Consider the following 19,525-nt stretch of genomic DNA (forward strand, 5'->3'; position numbering starts at 1 on the left):
TTTAAGTGGTCCTGACCTTAGGAGTTGTTCTGCCTATCGAGAAAACGCGGAACACCGTTGCTGCTCGCGCCATCTTGGCCCTTGACATCGTCATCATCGGACCGGGAAAGACCGCGTGACAGGTTCGACATACGTTCAAACAACGTGGCACCTGTCGGAATGCGGGGTGCCGCACGCTCAGGCGCCTGCGTTACATCGACAGGTGCAGGCGATGGTGCATTTGCATCTTCCGGAGTGTTCAGTTCAAGCGCATCTGCGCCTGCCCAAGATGCAGAGGAAAAGGTGCTCGACCCGGGCGACTGTTCCTTGCCGTCCGTAATGGCTTCTTCATCCACGTCGGGCGCTTCGAAATCGCTGCCGAGGACCAAGCTGTCGTCGTCGTCTGGTTCCGCAATCGCGTCTGGTTCTTCAACTGGCGCGGAATTGGTGGATTCAAATAAAGGCGGTATTGGCGCAGGGGCCGCCGCAACTGGCTCAGGTGCCGGACGGCTGACCGGAAATGGCGTTCGCGATTGCGTTGCTGGTGATGCGGCAATGCCTTCATTGTCGATACCGGTTGCAACAACCGAAACGCGGATTTTGCCGTTCAGATTTTCATTGAACGCCGATCCCCAGATGATGTTGGCATCGGGGTCAACAAGCTCCCGGATATAGTTCGCAGCTTCGTCAACTTCCATCAGGCGCATGTCATCGCCGCCCGTAATCGACACGATAACGCCCTTTGCACCTTGCATCGAAACGCCGTCGAGCAGCGGGTTGGCGATCGCCCTCTCCGCAGCTTCAAGCGCGCGGCCATCGCCTTCGGCTTCGCCAGTGCCCATCATCGCCTTGCCCATTTCATGCATGACAGACCGCACATCGGCAAAATCGAGGTTGATGAGGCCAGGCATAACCATCAGGTCAGTGATACCGCGAACGCCCTGTTGCAGAACTTCGTCAGCAAGCAAGAATGCCTCTTTAAACGTCGTGTTCGGGTTGGCGACCAAAAACAGGTTCTGGTTCGGAATAACGATCAGGGTGTCAACATGCTGTTGCAGTTCAGCAATGCCGGATTCTGCCGAGCGCATCCGGCGCGATCCTTCAAAAAGGAACGGCTTAGTGACCACGCCAACGGTCAGTATGTTCATTTCACGCGCGGCCTGCGCAATGACTGGAGCAGCACCGGTTCCAGTTCCACCACCCATGCCAGCCGCGATGAAGCACATGTGGCAACCAGCCAAAGCCGCCTTCACTTGCGCAATTGTCTCTTCTGCAGCGGCGCGTCCGACCTCAGGGCGCGAACCAGCGCCAAGACCTTGCGTAATCTCGGGTCCAAGCTGAATGCGGTAATCCGCAGGCGAGGCGTTCAATGCCTGCGCATCGGTATTGGCGACAAGGAAATCGACGCCTTCAACCTTTGCTTTTATCATATTGGCAACGGCATTTCCGCCGGCACCGCCAATGCCAATCACGGCAATTTTCGGCTTCAATTCGTCAACCATTGGTGGCCCGATATTGATGCTCATAATATTATCCCCTTAGCCTCTCTGGCTCGTTCGAAAATTTACATGCTTTTTACACAAAAGTGAAACACGCACACCAGAAAATTACCCTTTTGCACAGTTTTCTATCAGAAGTTCTCACGAATCGCCCGTTTCAGCCGTTCAATCAAACTTGGCATCGATCCGCCCAAATGTTCGGTGCGCAAATCATAGCCCGATTGCAGTTCAATCCGCTCCGATGCCGCATAATGAATCAACCCGACGAGCGTTGAGAATGCGGGCCCGGAATGCGCTTCGGGAATGCTGATGAGTCCGGTGGGACGCCCAATGCGGACAGTGCGGCCTAATGCGCTCTGCATATGTTCGGCTGCACCCTTTAATTCTGCACCGCCGCCGGTCAGGACAATCTGATGCCCGGACGGCCCTGTAAAGCCAAGCGTTTTCAACGCCTTCGCAACTTCAGTCACAATAGCGTCAACGCGCTGGCACACGACCGCATTCAACTGCGCCTTGGTGATACGTGGCGCTTGATTGCCGGGTTCAACGCCATTTTCGTCAGGACCGATATCAAGCACTTCTTGATGATCGCGTGGGCTGGTCAATGCCGAACCATGAAAACATTTCAGCCGCTCCGCCTGCGCACGGCGAATGCCAAAGACCGACGCTATATCATCGGTGATGTCCGATCCGCCTTTCTGAATGGTTTCAAGTCCGACCAGCATCCCGCCAATGAACACCGACACGTTAGTTACTGCTGCGCCAAATTCGACAAGTGCAACACCAAGGTCCCGCTCTTCGGCCGTCAAACAGGCAAGACCGGTTGCAACCGGCCCAACCACGAGCGAATTAACATCCAAATGCGCCGAGCGCACGGTCATATCCATGTTACGCACCGGTGATTGGTCGGCAAGGATGACATGTACGTCAACGCCAAGCCTATCTGCGTGCAACCCAAGCGGATTTGCCACGCCGCCAACACCATCAAGCGCATATAGCGTAGGTTGGATATGCAAGGCAATTTTGCCGCCCGTCTGGATATTGGCGCGTCCGGCCTGAAGCAGTTGGTCGACATCGTCTTGCGTGATGCGGTCGCCGCCCAATTCGATTTCAACGGGTGCCAACATGCTATCGAGCCCACCCGACGACATACCGACCCAAGCCCTGTCAATGTTGAGGCCCGCAATGCGTTCGGCTTGCTCCACCGCGTGGCGGACAGACAGCTCGGCCTGTTCGACATCCGCAATGCAGCCACGGGTGACCCCGCGACTTTCGCGCTGACCAGTGCCCAGCACCAGCAGATCGCCATTTTCGGTTTGCCGGGCGATTAACGCGGACACTTTCGAGGAACCGATATCAATCGCCGAAATCAGCCGTTCGACCCGCGCCGTTTTCATGCCGTTAGTCCATTATTTTTTGATGTGATTTCGTTGTTTTCTGTGTTTTCTTTGCTTTCTTTATTTTCCACTTTAACAGCTTCGGCCTTTGGTGCTTTGCGGAAATAGGCGCGATTGGGGTCGCGTAGGTCAAAATGGATAAGGTCGCGGCCAAGCAACCGGTGGACACCGTCCAACCGTGCAAAGTTCAGCAGTGCTTTAGCCGCTTCCGCCTCACCCTCTGGCAAAGCCAGCGTTTCGCCCGATTGGAACTGCAAGTCCCAGCGTCGGTTACCTATCCAGCTTGCGCCTGAAACCTGCGATTTCAACGCCGAAGCATTGTCGAGCAAGACGTTTAGCGCGACGATATGCGCATTGGCTTCATTGCCGTTCAACATCGGCAAATCGCCGCCTTCACCCGCGCGGACATGTGCCAGAACGATGCCATTCGCGTCGATCAGCGAATATTTTCCGTTCCGTTGCCATATCGCGGCAGGCTTGCGCTCAATGATCTCTATTGCCAATGTATCGGGCAACTGCCGCGCAACGCGGGCATCCTTAATCCACCCATATTGCAGCAAGTCCGCGCGTATTTTGTCGATATCCACCAGAGGCATAGCGCGGTCTTTTTCGGCGAACACCAATTGATAGACTTTCAACTGGTCCACGCGCTCCATGCCCGTGACCGGAACGCGCTTTACTTGGAAACCAGCCTTGGCGGCCAGCGCGGCATATTGTTGATAGGCAGCGGCGGTAAGGCCAGCATATTGGGCAGCGACCAAGGCCAACAGCGTGAGCGCGGCCAATATGATCCATGTAACAACGCGCTGCAGTTCCCGTTCGGAAAAAGGCAGCATCCGCATCAACATGTCGACTCGCGACGCTTGCAGCACCTTTTGCCGTGGGCTTGGGCTTTTTGCGTGACGTTTTGCGGGCGCTTTGCGTGCGACACCAGCCATTATGCCACTGCCCCTTTAACAATCAGTGCCTCTTTGACGATGATGTCCACAAGCTGTTCGTAGCTTATGCCGACATGACGCGCTTGTTCGGGTACAAGGCTCAATGGTGTCATGCCAGGCTGGGTATTGATTTCGAGAACGAAAATGCCGTCCATGCCCGCTTCATCATCCCAACGGAAATCGGTACGTGAGGCGCCCTTGCAACCAAGCAATTGATGCGCGCGCAGGGCCGTGTCCAACATATATTGGGCAATATCCTGAGGGATTTCCGCAGGACAAATATGTTCCGTCAACCCGTCTGTATATTTGGCATCAAAATCGTAAAAGCCGCTCTTGGGCTTCAACTCGGTCACGCACAACGCTGCGTCGCCCAGCACGGCCACGGTCAACTCGCGGCCTTTGATGAAGGGTTCCGCCAGCAACCGGTCAAATTCCAGCCAAGGCCCCTTGGTATCGCGCGCAATCGGGTTGCCGTAATTGCTGCCTTCTGTAACGATTGCGACGCCCACCGAGCTGCCTTCATTGATAGGCTTCAGGACATAAGGACGCGGCAGCGGGTCGGCCGCATAGAGGCTTTCGCTGTCCAATATCGTGCCTTTCGGCATCGGGATACCAGCGGGTACGAGGCACTGTTTCGTCAATTCCTTGTCGATGGCAATAACCGACGTAACCATGCCGCTATGCGTATACGCTATGCCCATTAGGTCCAGCATGCCCTGCACCGAACCATCTTCGCCGGGAACACCATGCAAGGCGTTGAACACAATGTCAGGGCGAAGGCCCGCAAGAACTTGTGCTACATTACGGTCCATGTCGACGCGGCTAACCTGATAGCCAAGCTTTTCAAGCGCATCGGCCACACCATTGCCGCTCATCAAGGACACAGGTCGTTCGTTCGACCATCCGCCCATCAACACCGCAACGTGAATTTGCTTGCTCATTTCGTTTCACCCACGCGCTGGATTTCCCATGTTAAATCGACGCCAGAATGCGCCAATACGCGGGCGCGGACCTCTTCGCCAAGCGCTTCAATATCCACGCTGGAAGCGTCACCGGTGTTGATCAAAAAATTGGTGTGCTTTTCGGACACCTGCGCGCCGCCAATTTGCAGACCCCGACATCCCGCCGCATCGACCAATTGCCACGCCTTATGTCCGTCCGGATTTTTAAAGGTCGACCCGCCGGTTTTCGAGCGCAAAGGCTGCGACGCTTCACGCGATGCGCTAATCCGGTCCATCTCGGCTTGGATCGCTTCGGGTTCGCCCGGATGCCCTTGAAAGCGTGCGGCCACAATGATTGCGCCATAGGGCAGTTCGGAATGGCGGTAGCTGTAATGCAGGTCATCCACGGACAAGGTCGCCAGCGTCCCGTCGCGCATCACCACATCGCAATCACGCAATATGTCTTTTACCTCACCGCCATAAGCGCCGCCATTCATGCGGACAAAGCCGCCAACTGTGCCGGGGATACAGCGCAAAAATTCTAAGCCAGAGATGCCCTTGTCCCGCGCGGTCGAGGATACCAATATGCCCGACGCACCCGCGCCGCACGCCAGCGTCACCGCATCTGTGCACATGACCTTGGCAAAGGCCTTGCCCAACCGGATGACAACGCCCCTGACACCGCCATCGCGGACGATCAGGTTCGAACCCAGACCAAGCGCCATGACAGGCGTGCCAGCGTCAAGTTCGCGCAAAAAGGATTGCAGGTCGGCAACGTCCTTGGGTTCAAACAATATGTCCGCGCTGCCGCCCGATTTGAACCACACCAATGGCGCCAAAGGAGCATCTTGGGTCAGTCGCCCTTCTACGTGCGGCAGAAGCTGCATGTTCATGCACGCGCTGCCTTTATGGCGTCGGCGAGGCCAGCGGCCCATTTGGTGATGTCGCCAGCGCCCAAACACACGACAATGTCATGGCCCTGCACCACTTGTGCCAACTTGCGCGCCAAGTCACCTGCGTCCGTCACGGTCGCGGCGGAACGATGCCCGCGCGCCTTAATACCATGGACCAATGAGTCTGCATCAATGCCGTCAATTGGCCCCTCACCTGCTGCATAGACTGGCGAGATGAATACCATATCGGCGTCATTAAACGCTTGTTGGAAATCATCCATATGGTCGCGCAATCGCGTAAAGCGGTGCGGCTGTGCTACGGCAATCACGCGGCCCTGCGCGCCTTCGCGTGCAGCGGATAGCACCGCGCGGATTTCGACGGGATGGTGGCCATAATCGTCGATGATCGTGACCGCACCATCAACAAGCGCTATTTCGCCCACCTTGGTAAAGCGGCGTTTAACGCCACCAAATTTGTCGAAGCCATGCGCGACGGCTTCATCGCTCATGCCCATTTCAAGACCCACAGCGACGGCAGCCAGCGCATTTTGCACATTGTGGCGGCCGGGCATAGGCAGGTGGATGCCCTCTATCGTCCGTTGCGATCCGTCGCGGGCGCGCACTACGACGTCGAAACGGTTGCCGCCGGGATGCGGGGTAACATTCTCGCCGCGAATGTCGGCCTGCGCCGAAAAACCATAAGTGATGATCCGGCGGTCGCGGATCTTGGGCAAAATCGCCTGCACTTCTGGATGGTCGAGGCACATGATCGCCGCGCCGTAAAAGGGTACGTTTTCGACAAATTCGACAAAGGCGTTTTTGATTGCGTCGAAATCACCATAATGGTCAAGATGTTCGGGGTCGATATTGGTGACAACCGCCAACGTGCCATCCAGCCGTAGGAAGCTTCCGTCGCTTTCATCCGCCTCAACCACCATCCAGTCGCTTGCACCAAGGCGTGCGTTTGAGCCGTAGCTGTTAATGATGCCGCCGTTGATGACCGTTGGGTCAATGCCGCCATGGTCAAGCATCGCAGCAATCAGAGATGTCGTTGTCGTCTTGCCATGTGTGCCAGCTACGGCGACTGTATTCTTCAACCGCATCAATTCGGCCAGCATTTCGGCGCGGCGCACCAAGGGTATGCGCCGTTCCAAAGCGGCGTCGCGTTCTGGGTTGCCCGCCTTTACGGCTGTCGAGGTCACGACCACTGCTGCTTCGCCCAGATTGTCGGCGCTATGGCCAATCATCACGTTGATGCCGCGTTGGCGCAGGCCGTCGATGACATAGCTGTCGGCGATATCGCTGCCCTGCACTTGATAGCCCAAATTGTGCATCACCTCCGCAATGCCCGACATGCCGATGCCGCCAATGCCGACGAAATGCACAATCCCGATATCAGTTGGAACACCTCTCATGCTGCATTCTCTTTGGCCAGTGCGGGGGATGAACTGAAACCGCCATTTGATTGGAGTTTTGATTTTATGCCATGCATGATCGGCGCACGGCCGAAGGATTCGACCAGATCGGCAAGATCGGCAACCGCATTGGGCCGGCCGCACCTTTTAGCGGCCTTGGCTGCATTTTCCATCGCCCCAGGCTCCAATGCGATCATTTGGATCTGCTTTGCGAGTTCAACTGCCGTAAAGGCCGGCTGCGCAATGGCGCGCGCACCGCCTGCTTCAACCATTTCTTTGACGTTGTAGCTTTGATGATCGTCGGTTGCGCTGGGTAGCGGGACCAATATTGCTGGCCGTCCAGCGCATGTTAGCTCGGCAATCGTCGATGCCCCTGCCCGCGATATCACCATATGCGCCCAGCCAAGCCGTTGCGGCAGATCCGGCAAATAGGTCGCCAGCTCAGCTGGAATATCGTGGGTGGCATAAGCGGCCCGCACGGCGTCAATATCCTCCGCGCGGCATTGCTGCGTCACTTGCAAACGCCGCCGTAAACTCATTGGCAAGTTCGATAACCCGTCAGGCACGACATTAGAAAGCACCGTGGCACCTTGGCTTCCGCCCGTCACCAACACGCGGAAAATGCCGTCAGGCAATAGCATTGGAAAAGGCTGGTCACGTAACACAAGCACCTCTTCGCGGACTGGGTTGCCGACCAGATGCACCTTGCGGGCATGACGCGGCGACAGGCGGAGTACGTCGGGATAAGAGGTGGCGATGGCGTTCACTTGCCGCGCGGTGAAACGATTGACACGACCAAGCACGGCATTTTGTTCATGAATGATCGTCGGTATTTTCTCGGCAAAGGCACCCAATAATGCCGGAAACGCCGGATAACCGCCAAAGCCGACCACGGCGCTGGGTGCAAAATCTTCGTAAAGGCGCCGCGCCATCGCGCGGCCTTCGGCAATCGCCTTTATCCCGGGAAGCCAGCTCGCCGGATTTTTGGTGATACGGCCAGCGGGCAGCTTGTGCGTCGCCATCTTATCAGGGCAGCCCGGAATTTTCGCCCCGCGTTCATCCGTAATCAGCGCCACATGATGGCCCCGGCTGATCAGTTCCTGTCCAAGCGCAAAGGCAGGAATCAAATGTCCGCCAGTACCGCCAGCGGCCAACACATAATGCCGAGAAATGGTCATGGCCTGTTTCCCTTCACCATATATAGCGACCGGTCAAGATATGGGTTTCGCTTCGTCAATGCGAGTATCAGGCCGCAGGTAATCGAGAGCGCAATGATAGACGAGCCGCCATAGCTGATGAAGGGCAAAGTCATCCCCTTTGACGGAAAAACACCCAAATTCACGGCAACATTAATCATCGCCTGTCCGCAAAATTGCGCACCGAGGCCAGTGACCGCCATCACCACAAACTGGTCTTTCTCATCCAACAGGCGGGTGATGATGCGGACCAAAATCGCGAAATACAAAATGGCAATGACCATGCAGGTCAAAAGGCCAAATTCTTCACCAATGACCGAGAAAATATAGTCAGTATGCCCCTCGGGCAGCGAATATTTCTTTATGCCGAGCCCCGGACCAAGGCCAATGAAGCCCCCGTTAGTTAAGGTCGCCAGCGCCATCTTGTCATGCGTCAGCCCCTCGGTGCCAAAAATCCACGCATCTATCCGCTGCGTTGCGACGGGGTAGAAATTATAGGCCAGCAAGATGAATACAATGCCGCTGATGACGAGGAACCACAAACGGCGTGCAGGCACGCCAGCGACCATCATCAGCGCAAACCACGTGCCCATGAACAAGATAGTTTGCCCAAGATCCGGTTGAAGCAACAGGAAAAAACACACAAGGCCAGTGGCGATGCTGGTAAGAAAAAGAACGGGCAAGCTTGGGTCTTTCAACCGCCAGCTTATAATCCACGCCATCATGACCGCGAAAAAGGGCTTCAGAAACTCAGACGGCTGGAGACCCGCAAAACCCGGACCAATCCATCTTTGTGACCCGTTCACCTCGCGTCCTAATAAGGGCACCAAAGCAAGCAGAACAAAAAAGACGCAGAAGCCATAGACCGCAAAACGTCGCGCTTGTTCGCGCGGATACATCGACACAAGCAGCATGACCGGGACACCAATGAGCACCCACATCAATTGCCGATAAAAGAAATAGAGCGAAGAAAGCTCAGTCGTTGAAGATGACAGGCGCTGCGCACCCGCCGGAGACGCCGCAGCAACGGCGAGCAACCCAATGGCGATCAACACCATCATTAACGACAATAACACGCGATCGAGTTCCCAAAACCAGACACCCAGAGGCGAACGGTCACCACGGCCCAAGCGGTTGGCAAAGCCGATCTTGCCGGTTTTGGCGGCGAGGACCCAAGGCGCTTCTTTGCGGTCGCTCATAATGCTTCCACAATCGCGCGGAACGCATCGCCGCGCGCTTCGAAATCTTTAAACTGGTCAAAGGACGCACAAGCAGGCGAGAGCATGATGACGTCGCCCGGCTGTGCTTGCGCTGCTGCCGAATGCACCGCTGCGCCCATCATCTCGCTGCGTTCCACAGGCATGTGCGGAGACAATAATGCATGGAACAAGGGACCGGCTTCGCCAATAGTGTAAGCCTGTACAACATGGCTAAAATTGGGAATGCATTCGTCAAGATTATCGGTTTTTGGCAAGCCGCCGACGATCCAATGCACGCGCGGATAAGCGGCCAAGGCCGGCGCAGTAGACGCCGCATTCGTTGCCTTGCTGTCGTTGATGAACAATACGCCATTCCGTTCGGCAACAACTTCCATCCGATGGGCAAGCCCGTTAAAGCTACGCATCGCTGGCCGCCATTGGGCCTCCGTCACGCCAAGCGATTCGACGATGGCAATGGCCACCGCGATATTCTGCAAATTATGTGGCCCTTGAAGCGCAGGCCATTCGGCTTGGCCCGTTACCGATTGCGGATCGGCCAGATGCACATATTCCGCCCCACGCCGCGCAAGCACTTCGTTGTACACGCGCTCGGTATCCGCATCGCCTTTGCCAAACACAGAAAATTCTTTGCCCGTCTGCATTTCAAACAATCGCGCTTTCGACGCCATATAGCCGTCATAGCCATCATAGCGGTCGAGATGGTCTGGCGAGAGGTTGATGAGCGCAGCGGCGTCGCACGCAAGGCTGTGCGTGATGTCAATTTGGTAACTGGAAAGCTCAAGCACATAAACGCCGCCTGTGGGCAGCGGCACTTGCGATAATATTGGCAAGCCAATATTGCCCCCCATGCGGACGGGAATTGACGCGCTTTCCAGCAAATGATGCACCAATGCCGTCGTCGTGGATTTTCCATTGGTTCCGGTAATGCCCACAACATGATGCGGCGGCAGGTTCGGCCGCGCCATTGCGAACAATTCGATATCCCCAATCAACGGGATGCCTGCCGCCTTTGCCTTATCAGCGATAGGGTGGCGGTTGATGGGAACGCCCGGCGAGACTACAATGGCGTCATAGCCCGTCAAGTCGCTTAGCAACGGATCGGCAATCGTCGCGATATCCGCAACTTTGGCGCGGGCGCCTTCGTCATTGTCCCATGCCAAAACTTCTGCGCCGCCCGCGACAAGCGCATGTGCAGCCGAAAGGCCAGAGCGCGCAAGTCCCAACATTGCGAACTTCCGGTTTTTAAAGGCAGGCGTAGTGATCATCTGAGTTTGAGGGTCGATAGCCCCGCAAGCGCCAATACGAAAGCCACAATCCAGAAGCGAATGACAACAGTCGGTTCGGACCAGCCAAGCTGTTCAAAATGGTGGTGAATTGGTGCCATCCTAAAAATGCGCTTGCCGGTCCGCTTGAACCAAAACACCTGAATGATAACCGATAGCGCCTCGACCACAAAAAGCCCGCCGATAATGGCCAGCACAAATTCATGGTGCGCCACAACGGCAATTGCGCCCAGCGTGCCACCCAAGGCAAGGCTGCCGGTGTCACCCATGAACACCGAGGCGGGCGGGGCGTTAAACCACAAAAAGGCTAAGCCAGCGCCCACAATCGCGCCGCACAGCATGGCAAGATCCCCTGCCCCCAAAAAGAACGGAATACCGAGATATTCTGCGTATTTGGCATTGCCGACCATGTAGACGATCAACATAAATGCAATGGAGGCAATGATGACGGGCATGGTCGCAAGCCCATCCAAACCGTCTGTTAAGTTCACGGCATTGCCAAAGGACACAATCACAAACGCGCCAAAAGGCACATACCACCAGCCCAAGTCGATGACAGGACCGTTGACGAAGGGCAGATATAAATTGCCGCCCGATTGCCAGACGATCAACGATACCGCGACGCCGGCAATGGCAAATTCCCACAATAAGCGGACTTTTCCGGACACGCCCTTGTGGCTGCGTTTCTTGACCTTGTCATAATCGTCGAGAAAACCGACCAAGCCAAAGCCCGCAGTCACCAATAAACAGGCCCAGACATATATGTTTTTCAGGTCCATCCACAAAAGCATCGAAATGCCGACCGACACCAAGATCATCAAGCCGCCCATCGTTGGCGTACCGACCTTGGCCAGATGCGATTGTGGCCCGTCACTGCGAATGGGTTGCCCTTTACCCTGACGAACGCGCAGCATGCTGATAAAGCGTGGTCCAATCAGCAGGCCGATGATCAGTGCTGTAGCAATCGCCGCCCCCGACCGGAAGCTGAGATAGCGGATGAGGTTGAAAATACCCGGAAACCCAAGATATTCGGCCAAAATATATAGCATCAGTTTTTCCCACTTGTCAGCGCGTTCACGATATTGGAAAGTCCCATACTATTGGAACCTTTGACCAAAACCGTGTCTGATGCGCAAAGATATTGTTGCAGAAAGACAAGAGCCTCCTGCGCGGTCGCGCAATGCGCGAATTCCTTCGGTCCCTCAACCCCTGCTTTCAACTCCTCGGCGAGAATTTCCATCTCTTTGCCGACGAGGATCGCAAAATCTACCTGTGCGGCGGCCAAGGGCACGGCAAGTGCGCGATGATAATGATCGCCCTTGTCGCCCAATTCCTTCATCGAACCTAAAACCGCTATGCGCCGCCCGCCGCGCGACAGTCCCAACTGCGCAATCGTTGCGGCCATGGACGCTGGGTTGGCGTTGTAGCTTTCATCGATCACATGCACATTGCCGCCAGATATGGCCACATCATACCGCGCGCCGCGTCCGGATAGGCCGCCCATTTCGGCCATGGCCAGACCCGCAGATGCCAGATCACCGCCAGCGGCGAGCACAGCAGCCAACACGGCCATGCTGTTGGCAATCCAATGCTGACCGGGTTGGGACAAGGTGAACGACAGCGTCGCGTCACACACTTTCGCGGTGACCAGCGTTCCATTGTGGGGCGTATTGAGATGGTCGATAACATGGACATCGGCGTCGGGGCTGAAACCAAAGGACAAGATCGAGCTGGTATATCTTTCTGCCGCAGCACGCAGGCGCGGATAATGCACATTGTCTGCGGGCAGGATAGCTGTGCCGCCGTCGACTAAGCCTTCGAATATCTCCGCCTTGGCATCGGCAATGCCGCTTTCGTCCTTGAAAAATTCAATATGCGCCGGGGCAATGGTGGTAATAATGGCGAAATCAGGGCGGACAATATGGCTCAGCGCGCGCATTTCGCCTGCATGGTTCATGCCCATTTCGAATATGCCAAAGTCGCAATCTGCCGGCATCCGCGCCAGACTTAAGGGCACGCCGACATGATTGTTGTAGCTTTTCACCGAACGGTGCGCGCGACCGCGTGAACACCGGTCCAATGCGGCAAACAACGCCTCCTTCGTCCCTGTCTTGCCCGCAGAACCGGTCACGCCAATGATCTTTGCTTTGGTGCGCGCGCGCGCCGCGTGGCCCAATGCCTCCAACGCCTGCATTGTATCGGCGACAAGAATATGCGGGTGCGGCACGGGCTGCGACACAATTGCGCCCGCTGCGCCATTGGCATAGGCTTTGTCGACGAACAAATGCCCGTCGGTCTCCGCGCCCTTCAACGCCAGAAACAAGTCGCCTGTGCCGATTTCACGCGAGTCAAAAGCAACGCCAGTGGCATCAAAACGCCCCGATGCTGTGCCGCCCGTCGCTGCCAGCAGTTCTTCAAAGGTCCATAATAAGGTCATGCCGCACATTCCCGTGCAACTTCGACATCGTCAAAGGGCAAAACACGACCCATGATGATTTGCCCCTGTTCATGCCCTTTGCCCGCAATCATGACGATGTCGTCCGGCTCGGCATGTTCAATAGCAAAGGCAATCGCGTAACGCCGGTCGCCAATTTCATGCGCGCCCTTCGCACCCGCCATGACGTCGGCGCGAATGAGCGATGGGTCTTCGCTTCTCGGGTTGTCGTCGGTGACGATCACAATGTCGGAATCCGCCACGGCCACCGCGCCCATTTCCGGACGCTTGCCGGTGTCGCGGTCGCCGCCGGCACCGAACACGGTGATGAGCTTACCCTTAGTATGGGGACGCAAGGCCGCAATGGCCGCGCGCAAGCCGTCGGGTGTATGCGCATAATCAACATAAACGGGCGCGCCGCTTTTGGTAATCACCGCGCGTTCCAAACGTCCGCGCACTGGCTGCAATCGGGCCAGATGCGACAGCAGGCTTTCGACCTCTCCACCGCTTGCCATAACTACGCCAGCCGCAACCAAAGCATTCGCAGCTTGATACGCCCCGATCAACGGCAGCTTCAATTTGTGCACATCGCCTTGAATACGCAGTTCAAGCGTCTGCCCAAGCTGAGTCGGTTGGCGCGACAATAATTGGATTCCCTTGCCCTTTTCCCCGACCGTAATCAGGCGGAGTTCGCGTTTGCGTGCACGGGCAATCGCTTGGTCGGACCAGACATCGTCGGCCCAAATGACGGCGCAACCATTTTCGCCGACGACCTCGTCAAACAGCCGCATCTTGGCTTCAAAATACGCTTCCATGGTCCCGTGATAATCAAGATGGTCGCGGCTTAAATTGGTAAATGCCGCAACCGACACTGGCACGCCTTCACTGCGATATTGGGTCAGCCCGTGGCTCGACGCCTCGAATATGGCATGGCTAATGCCTTCGCGCGCCAGACCCGACATATTGGCAAGAAAAGTGACGATGTCAGGCGTCGTCAGACCAGTCTTGGCCTGATCCGACGCCGTGGTAATTCCCAAAGTGCCAATCGAAGCCGCATTATGCCCCGCCATCCGCCAAAGTTGACGCGTGAGTTCTGCGGTTGATGTCTTGCCATTGGTTCCGGTCACTGCTGCAACATAGTCGGGAAAAGGCCGGAAGAATTCTGCCGCAAGATGCGCGAAAGCTTGGCGTGGGTTGGCGTCCGCAATATGCATTGCGCCGCGCACCACAGCTTCAGGACGCGCGACCACGGCGACAGCACCAGCGGCAATCGCATCGTCGATAAAATCTTCGCCATTAAAGGCGGCGCCTGCAAATGCACCAAAAACGGTACCGGGCGCAATCTTCCGATGGTCGATGGCAAAGCCGGTCACTATTCTGTCGGTAAATGCCGAATCGGCACCGCTTACCAATTGCCCGAGCTTCACTATTGCTCTCCCTTCGCCTTCCACAATAAAGGCATCAGTTCAGATACATCAACATCGCGTTTCATATCCGGAATAATTCCCACCAACGGACCAATGCGCGTCACGGTTTTCTGCACAACCGGTGCAGCGGTATAGCCTGCGGTCCGCTGAAAGCTGGATGCCTCGGTACCTTTGGGTTCGTCTAGCATGGTAAGCACAACGTAACGTGGATTGTCCATCGGGAATGCTGCGGCAAAGGTCGCGACCACAAGATTACGGCTATATCCGCCAATGCCGGGTTTTTCTGCTGAGCCGGTTTTACCGCCCACACGATAGCCCAAGGCATCCGCGTTCTTGCCTGTGCCATCTTTTACAATCATGCGCATCATTTGACGCATCCGCGCGCTGGTTGCCGCCGTAAACACCCGCTTGCCGGGGATTTTCGCACCGGGCTTGGTTTTAAACATTGTCGCCGGGCGATATATGCCGCCATTGACCATGGCGGCATACCCGCTCGCCAAATGCAACGGCGTAACGGCAATGCCATGGCCAAAGCCAACGGTCATATTTGTCAGACGATCCCATTTTTTGGGATACAGTGGCATCGCTTTTTCCGCGAGTTCAATATCGGGGCGTGCATTGAAATGCATCGCACGCAACATCGCGTCCATGCGGGCGGCCCCCAAATTATCGGCAATTTGCGCGGTCACAATGTTCGAACTGTGGATCAACGATTCTGGCGCGTTGAGCCAACGTTCCGAAGGGTGCGAGTCCCGAATTTTGAACTTGCCAACCTGCAGCGGCCTTGTAGCATCATAGCGCACCGAAAGGTCACGCACGGTGCCAGCGTCCATCGCCGCCGCAACCGTTAACGGCTTAAAGGTAGAGCCAAGTTCATAGACGCGGTTGGTCACATTGTTGGTCTGCCGCGTAATAGGGTAGCGACCATCAACGATTGGCTGCCCGTCATCCGGCATGTTGGCGAATGAAGGCCGGTTCGGGTTGAACGACGGCAATGTAGCCATGGCAATGACTTCGCCCGTTTGCACATCAAGAATGACACCTGCCGCGCCTTTAGCGGACGTTGCCGCCATGCCGGATGCAAGCTCGCTTTCTAGCGCAGCTTGCACGCGGACATCCAATGCAAGGTTCAATGGCGCGGCGCGCTTTGACGGGTCGCGCAAATAGTCATTCATGACCCGCTCCATGCCCATCGCGCCTTTGCCGTCGCGGTTTACAAAACCCAGGACATGCGCCGCCATATCATGCTGCGGATATAAACGTGTAGCCTCACGCGGAAACTCGATGGCGATTTCGCCAAGGCTGTGCACCTGCCGGACTTGTTCTGGCAACGCGCGTTTCCGCAGATAGCCGGGCTTACCAGCGGTCAATTTGGCATAAAATTCCAAAGCAGGTGTATCGGGGAAAATGCCTGCCAACTGGGTCGCCAATTGTTTGCGATCGCCCAAGATATCCTCAGGCTTTACCCAGATCGCATAGCCATAGATACTGCGCGCCAAGGGAATGCCATTGCGGTCCACAATGTCGCCGCGTTCCGGCACATATTCAGTGCTCGTCGCACCATATGCCCTTGTGCTCTCAAATAATGCCAAGGTGGCGAGGCGACCAATCAACAGCACGACAAACATGCCAAAGGCCAGCAACAAGATAAGCATCCGCCAAAACCCGTGCGCGGCAAATGGTGGCGGGTTGACGCCGCTTTTCCGTGTGGTTGTGCGGGCCAGTTGGGGGTTCATTACCGGCGGCGTTCGTTCGCGGATTTAGCCGAAATGTCCCGCAACAGATCATCGGACAATAGCGTCTCATCCATACGCGCAAGTCGTTCAGTCCGTGTCTGCTCCACCTTTGGCGCTACAGGCTTTGGCGCGGCGCGCTTTGCCGGCTCGGCAAAAATCGGGGTCGCAACGGCCGTTGCAATCGCCGTCGATTTTTTCACCACAGCCTCAATCGTCGGCGCAGGGTTGGCGATGTTCGCGCTAGGCGCAAGGTCGATATCTGCAGAAGCCATCATGACCGGCTTTGTTTCTTGCAGATCTCCGGTCAGTTCTGCGAGCGCAGCTTCACCATTGACAAATTGTTGCGCCAATGGCGGCTGATAGCCGTACAAAAGCTCATTCCATTCCTCAAGCTGCTGAAGGCTGGCACGCGTCCGGATTTCCGCTTGAAGAAAGCTGATTTCCCGCTTCGTTTCCAGAATTTCGCGATCGACCGCAACCAAGTCGCTATGCGTGGCCGCAACATTGAGCGACAATGGGTACAACAGAATGGCAACCATGAAAACCAAAGCCAACCAGCCCAGATTCTGAAGCCTTTTCATAGCGAGACTCATGCTGCAAGTCCTCCTGTTGCCCATGCGGGGGCCTGTGTGCGGGTTGCGGAACGTAAGGTTGCCGATCTTGACCGTGGATTACGAGCCAGTTCAGCGTCCGTTGGCCGGACTGCCTTTTCAGCTTTATCAAAAGTGGGTGACGGGCCGTCGCTACCAACCAATGGCATATGGCGCGAACCTGCGGCTTCTGCGCCGCTACGGCGGCGTAGAAATTGCTTCACGATGCGGTCTTCAAGACTGTGGAAGGTGACAACAGCCAAGCGGCCACCTGGCTTCAACATACGTTCGGCAGCCTCAAGGCCGTCCGTCAGCTCGTCCAATTCGCGGTTCACATGGATACGAATGGCTTGAAAGGCGCGGGTGGCAGGATCCTTGGGCGCGCCGGGCTTGTGGCCAACGGCCTTGCGGACAATCGCGGCCAATTGCGCCGTGGTTTCTATGGGCCGCGCGGCGACAATCGAACGCGCAATGCGGCGTGAGCGATGCTCTTCGCCATAACGGTAAATAATGTCGGCAATGTCAGCCTCTTCGGCTTCGTTGACGAAGTCCGCCGCCGTCATGCCGTCCTGACCCATGCGCATATCGAGCGGGCCGTCCTTTTGGAAGGAAAAGCCGCGTTCAGCGCGATCAAGCTGCATCGACGAAACGCCGATATCCAATACGACGCCATCGACCGACGAAATGCCGTCAGCAATTAAGACATCGTCCATGTTAGAAAAACAGGCCGCGTAAAGACGCAAAGCGCCTTCGCTGCGGCCTGCAAGGTTAGCACCTTCTTTAAGGGCGTCGGGATCGCGGTCGAACGCGTAAACGCGCGCGCCGTCAGCCAGTATCGCTTGGCTGTATCCACCTGCACCAAAGGTACCATCCACGATCTCAGCACCAGGGGTGATGGCGAGAGAGTGAATGACTTCATCCAGTAAGACTGGAATATGGGGGGCTGGAGCGCTCATTTGTCGCGCTTTGCCTGGGACAGCCAATAATTCAGCTCGTCCTTAACAGGGTTGAAGGCTGCAGGCGCTTCTTTCAGGAAGACGTCGGGGTTCCACAGCATGAAATGCGTTGTCGCACCAAAAAAGAAGGCGCGCTCATCAATGCGGCCAAAATGCTTGAGCATCGGCGACAGCACGAAGCGGCCACTAGCTTCAAAAGCGGTTTCGAAGATGGAGGATGCCGAAACGCCAGCAACTTCACGGTCAAATTCGGTACCGCGATTGACGGCGCTTTGCCATTGCGTTTCGATGTCGGTACGCAACTTAAGGCGTTCGGACCCACCAAAGCCAATGAGGCACGGCAAGGTGGAATGGCGCGATATACACACGCTGTTGCTGCCGCTGGATTGCTGGACGCTGTCGCGCAGTTCTGCAGGAATGGTCGTGCGGCCTTTGGCGTCGACATTCGACACCCCTGAACCTGCATAGACGACCAACGCTGACACTAACCGCACCCCCTAAAAAAAAGGGCGCAGATCTCTATTCATGGCGAAGCATATCGCCATGCGGACGCCTTAACGCCCGATAGAATCAGGAATCCACCCCTTGATGACTGTGCATAGCAAGGGATTTCATGGATGAAAAGAGGGATTTTATGGAAAACTATGTCATTTTTGGCAAAAACGTCGGAATTCCGTTACTTCTTATACATCGCTCCAAATATAGATTGCATAATGGACGCAATTTGATGGAGCCAAAAACGCCAAAATCTGGGGTTTTGCGAATGATTGCGGCACCATTTCCCCGATCGTCCGTCATTTTCCCACAAAATCCCCGCTCAAACCCTTATCGTCCTGCAAAGCGGTCAAAAGCGCTTGCAACAGGGCCATATTGGCAAATTCATCCTTGCCGGTGAGGATCCGCATCCCTTGCCCTTCCCAAAAGGCGGCATCGAGAAAATCGGCATCGGCCACAAGAACAGCGCGCCCTTTGCCAATTCGGCAATCCGCCAACAGGCCTTTCGCCAAAATTGCGCAGCGGCCCTTGGCTGTGCTCTGTTTAGGCAGCCATTCCCCGGCTGTTACCGTCCGGATAGGGAATACACCAATTTTGCGCATGGACGCAGGAACCTCATCCTCCAACGGCAAGACCAACTCCAATCCCCAATGAGCGAACAGGGGGGAGAGCATCGATGTAAACAACGGACGCCGTTTGTCGCCCAAGGGGTAAAGACTTCCCCATTGCAAGGCGGGGTCAGCGAGTATCAACACAAGGCCGCCTTGCCGCACCCAATTGTCGAGCCGGACCAGTTCTCGTGGTGCAAAGGCCCGCGGCTGCGCAAGCAAAAGCATGTGCTTAGGCTTTGGCCCCCAAGCCTCCAGATCGTCTATGGGCGTGATGTCATAATGCGCACTCAGCCGCTTAAAGGCAGGATGCGGCGCGACGTCCTTGGCCAAATCCGCCTCAATCCCTCCCTCGCTCCATATCAGCGGCAGCGAAGTCATCAGTGCCAATGGCGGCTTGGGTCTATTATCCGTTGGACGCGAAGTGGCAAAGCCAGCGAGCAATAGCAAAACAGTGCATGCCGCTGCCAAAAAGATAAGCAGCCACTTTTTAACGCCGAACTGGGCCACCCTATCAA

The 19,525-nt window shown here is 56.1% G+C and carries 17 protein-coding genes; all 17 read right to left on the reverse strand.

Features of this window, described 5'->3' with window-relative positions:
• Positions 1–17: 17 nt before the first annotated feature.
• The 17 genes from ftsZ to Q0O07_RS02790 all read right to left on the reverse strand — a co-directional run bounded on the left by ftsZ (position 18) and on the right by Q0O07_RS02790 (position 19,388).
• Positions 18–1,505 (reverse strand): cell division protein FtsZ, encoded by a 1,488-nt coding sequence (ftsZ, locus tag Q0O07_RS02710; RefSeq protein WP_295490059.1) that lies wholly within the window; start codon positions 1,503–1,505, stop codon positions 18–20.
• A gap of 104 nt (positions 1,506–1,609) precedes the next feature.
• Positions 1,610–2,875, reverse strand: a complete 1,266-nt coding sequence (gene ftsA, locus Q0O07_RS02715; RefSeq protein WP_295490061.1) for a cell division protein FtsA — start codon at positions 2,873–2,875, stop codon at positions 1,610–1,612.
• Entirely contained in the window at positions 2,872–3,813 is a 942-nt protein-coding gene (locus Q0O07_RS02720; protein WP_295490063.1) for a cell division protein FtsQ/DivIB, read from the reverse strand. Before Q0O07_RS02720 ends, ftsA begins: the two co-directional genes overlap by 4 nt.
• Positions 3,813–4,754: a D-alanine--D-alanine ligase gene (locus Q0O07_RS02725; RefSeq protein ID WP_295490065.1), complete on the reverse strand. Its 942-nt coding sequence runs from the start codon at positions 4,752–4,754 to the stop codon at positions 3,813–3,815. The genes Q0O07_RS02720 and Q0O07_RS02725 overlap by 1 nt, the downstream gene beginning before the upstream one ends.
• Positions 4,751–5,641 (reverse strand): UDP-N-acetylmuramate dehydrogenase, encoded by an 891-nt coding sequence (murB, locus tag Q0O07_RS02730; protein WP_295490331.1) that lies wholly within the window; start codon positions 5,639–5,641, stop codon positions 4,751–4,753. Before murB ends, Q0O07_RS02725 begins: the two co-directional genes overlap by 4 nt.
• Positions 5,642–5,643: 2 nt before the next feature.
• Complete coding sequence (gene murC, locus Q0O07_RS02735) at positions 5,644–7,062, reverse strand: UDP-N-acetylmuramate--L-alanine ligase (RefSeq protein WP_295490067.1); 1,419 nt, start codon at positions 7,060–7,062, stop codon at positions 5,644–5,646.
• A complete protein-coding gene (gene murG / locus Q0O07_RS02740) occupies positions 7,059–8,240 on the reverse strand; it encodes an undecaprenyldiphospho-muramoylpentapeptide beta-N-acetylglucosaminyltransferase (RefSeq protein WP_295490069.1) in 1,182 nt (393 codons plus the stop codon). Before murG ends, murC begins: the two co-directional genes overlap by 4 nt.
• On the reverse strand, positions 8,237–9,457 hold the full coding sequence (locus Q0O07_RS02745; RefSeq protein WP_295490072.1) for an FtsW/RodA/SpoVE family cell cycle protein: 1,221 nt from the start codon (positions 9,455–9,457) through the stop codon (positions 8,237–8,239). The genes murG and Q0O07_RS02745 overlap by 4 nt, the downstream gene beginning before the upstream one ends.
• The gene (gene murD / locus Q0O07_RS02750; RefSeq protein WP_295490075.1) at positions 9,454–10,743 is read right to left on the reverse strand and encodes a UDP-N-acetylmuramoyl-L-alanine--D-glutamate ligase; all 1,290 of its coding nucleotides are present in this window, start codon (positions 10,741–10,743) and stop codon (positions 9,454–9,456) included. The genes Q0O07_RS02745 and murD overlap by 4 nt, the downstream gene beginning before the upstream one ends.
• Positions 10,740–11,810: a phospho-N-acetylmuramoyl-pentapeptide-transferase gene (mraY, locus tag Q0O07_RS02755; protein ID WP_295490078.1), complete on the reverse strand. Its 1,071-nt coding sequence runs from the start codon at positions 11,808–11,810 to the stop codon at positions 10,740–10,742. Before mraY ends, murD begins: the two co-directional genes overlap by 4 nt.
• Positions 11,810–13,198 carry a UDP-N-acetylmuramoyl-tripeptide--D-alanyl-D-alanine ligase gene (gene murF / locus Q0O07_RS02760; protein WP_295490081.1) on the reverse strand — a complete coding sequence of 463 codons (1,389 nt, stop codon included), beginning with the start codon at positions 13,196–13,198 and terminating at the stop codon, positions 11,810–11,812. The genes mraY and murF overlap by 1 nt, the downstream gene beginning before the upstream one ends.
• Entirely contained in the window at positions 13,195–14,622 is a 1,428-nt protein-coding gene (locus Q0O07_RS02765) for a UDP-N-acetylmuramoyl-L-alanyl-D-glutamate--2,6-diaminopimelate ligase (protein ID WP_295490083.1), read from the reverse strand. Before Q0O07_RS02765 ends, murF begins: the two co-directional genes overlap by 4 nt.
• The gene (locus Q0O07_RS02770) at positions 14,622–16,358 is read right to left on the reverse strand and encodes a penicillin-binding protein 2 (protein ID WP_295490086.1); all 1,737 of its coding nucleotides are present in this window, start codon (positions 16,356–16,358) and stop codon (positions 14,622–14,624) included. The genes Q0O07_RS02765 and Q0O07_RS02770 overlap by 1 nt, the downstream gene beginning before the upstream one ends.
• Positions 16,358–16,951, reverse strand: coding sequence for a hypothetical protein (locus tag Q0O07_RS02775; protein WP_295490089.1), 594 nt, complete (start codon positions 16,949–16,951; stop codon positions 16,358–16,360). The genes Q0O07_RS02770 and Q0O07_RS02775 overlap by 1 nt, the downstream gene beginning before the upstream one ends.
• Positions 16,948–17,904, reverse strand: coding sequence for a 16S rRNA (cytosine(1402)-N(4))-methyltransferase RsmH (rsmH, locus tag Q0O07_RS02780; protein ID WP_295490091.1), 957 nt, complete (start codon positions 17,902–17,904; stop codon positions 16,948–16,950). Before rsmH ends, Q0O07_RS02775 begins: the two co-directional genes overlap by 4 nt.
• Positions 17,901–18,389 (reverse strand): hypothetical protein, encoded by a 489-nt coding sequence (locus Q0O07_RS02785; RefSeq protein ID WP_295490094.1) that lies wholly within the window; start codon positions 18,387–18,389, stop codon positions 17,901–17,903. Before Q0O07_RS02785 ends, rsmH begins: the two co-directional genes overlap by 4 nt.
• A 309-nt stretch (positions 18,390–18,698) precedes the next feature.
• Positions 18,699–19,388, reverse strand: coding sequence for an ABC transporter (locus Q0O07_RS02790; RefSeq protein WP_295490098.1), 690 nt, complete (start codon positions 19,386–19,388; stop codon positions 18,699–18,701).
• Positions 19,389–19,525: the final 137 nt, after the last annotated feature.

It is taken from the genome of Sphingorhabdus sp. EL138, from assembly GCF_945890115.1.
GTDB lineage: Bacteria > Pseudomonadota > Alphaproteobacteria > Sphingomonadales > Sphingomonadaceae > Sphingorhabdus_B.

Excerpts from the sequence above, each read along its gene's own strand:
- ftsZ (WP_295490059.1), bottom strand. The coding sequence starts at position 1,505 with ATGAGCATCAATATCGGGCCACCAATGGTTGACGAATTGAAGCCGAAA.
- ftsA (WP_295490061.1), bottom strand. The coding sequence starts at position 2,875 with ATGAAAACGGCGCGGGTCGAACGGCTGATTTCGGCGATTGATATCGGT.
- Q0O07_RS02720 (WP_295490063.1), bottom strand. The coding sequence starts at position 3,813 with ATGGCTGGTGTCGCACGCAAAGCGCCCGCAAAACGTCACGCAAAAAGC.
- Q0O07_RS02725 (WP_295490065.1), bottom strand. The coding sequence starts at position 4,754 with ATGAGCAAGCAAATTCACGTTGCGGTGTTGATGGGCGGATGGTCGAAC.
- murB (WP_295490331.1), bottom strand. The coding sequence starts at position 5,641 with ATGCAGCTTCTGCCGCACGTAGAAGGGCGACTGACCCAAGATGCTCCT.
- murC (WP_295490067.1), bottom strand. The coding sequence starts at position 7,062 with ATGAGAGGTGTTCCAACTGATATCGGGATTGTGCATTTCGTCGGCATT.
- murG (WP_295490069.1), bottom strand. The coding sequence starts at position 8,240 with ATGACCATTTCTCGGCATTATGTGTTGGCCGCTGGCGGTACTGGCGGA.
- Q0O07_RS02745 (WP_295490072.1), bottom strand. The coding sequence starts at position 9,457 with ATGAGCGACCGCAAAGAAGCGCCTTGGGTCCTCGCCGCCAAAACCGGC.
- murD (WP_295490075.1), bottom strand. The coding sequence starts at position 10,743 with ATGATCACTACGCCTGCCTTTAAAAACCGGAAGTTCGCAATGTTGGGA.
- mraY (WP_295490078.1), bottom strand. The coding sequence starts at position 11,810 with ATGCTATATATTTTGGCCGAATATCTTGGGTTTCCGGGTATTTTCAAC.
- murF (WP_295490081.1), bottom strand. The coding sequence starts at position 13,198 with ATGACCTTATTATGGACCTTTGAAGAACTGCTGGCAGCGACGGGCGGC.
- Q0O07_RS02770 (WP_295490086.1), bottom strand. The coding sequence starts at position 16,358 with ATGAACCCCCAACTGGCCCGCACAACCACACGGAAAAGCGGCGTCAAC.
- Q0O07_RS02775 (WP_295490089.1), bottom strand. The coding sequence starts at position 16,951 with ATGAGTCTCGCTATGAAAAGGCTTCAGAATCTGGGCTGGTTGGCTTTG.
- rsmH (WP_295490091.1), bottom strand. The coding sequence starts at position 17,904 with ATGAGCGCTCCAGCCCCCCATATTCCAGTCTTACTGGATGAAGTCATT.
- Q0O07_RS02790 (WP_295490098.1), bottom strand. The coding sequence starts at position 19,388 with ATGACTTCGCTGCCGCTGATATGGAGCGAGGGAGGGATTGAGGCGGAT.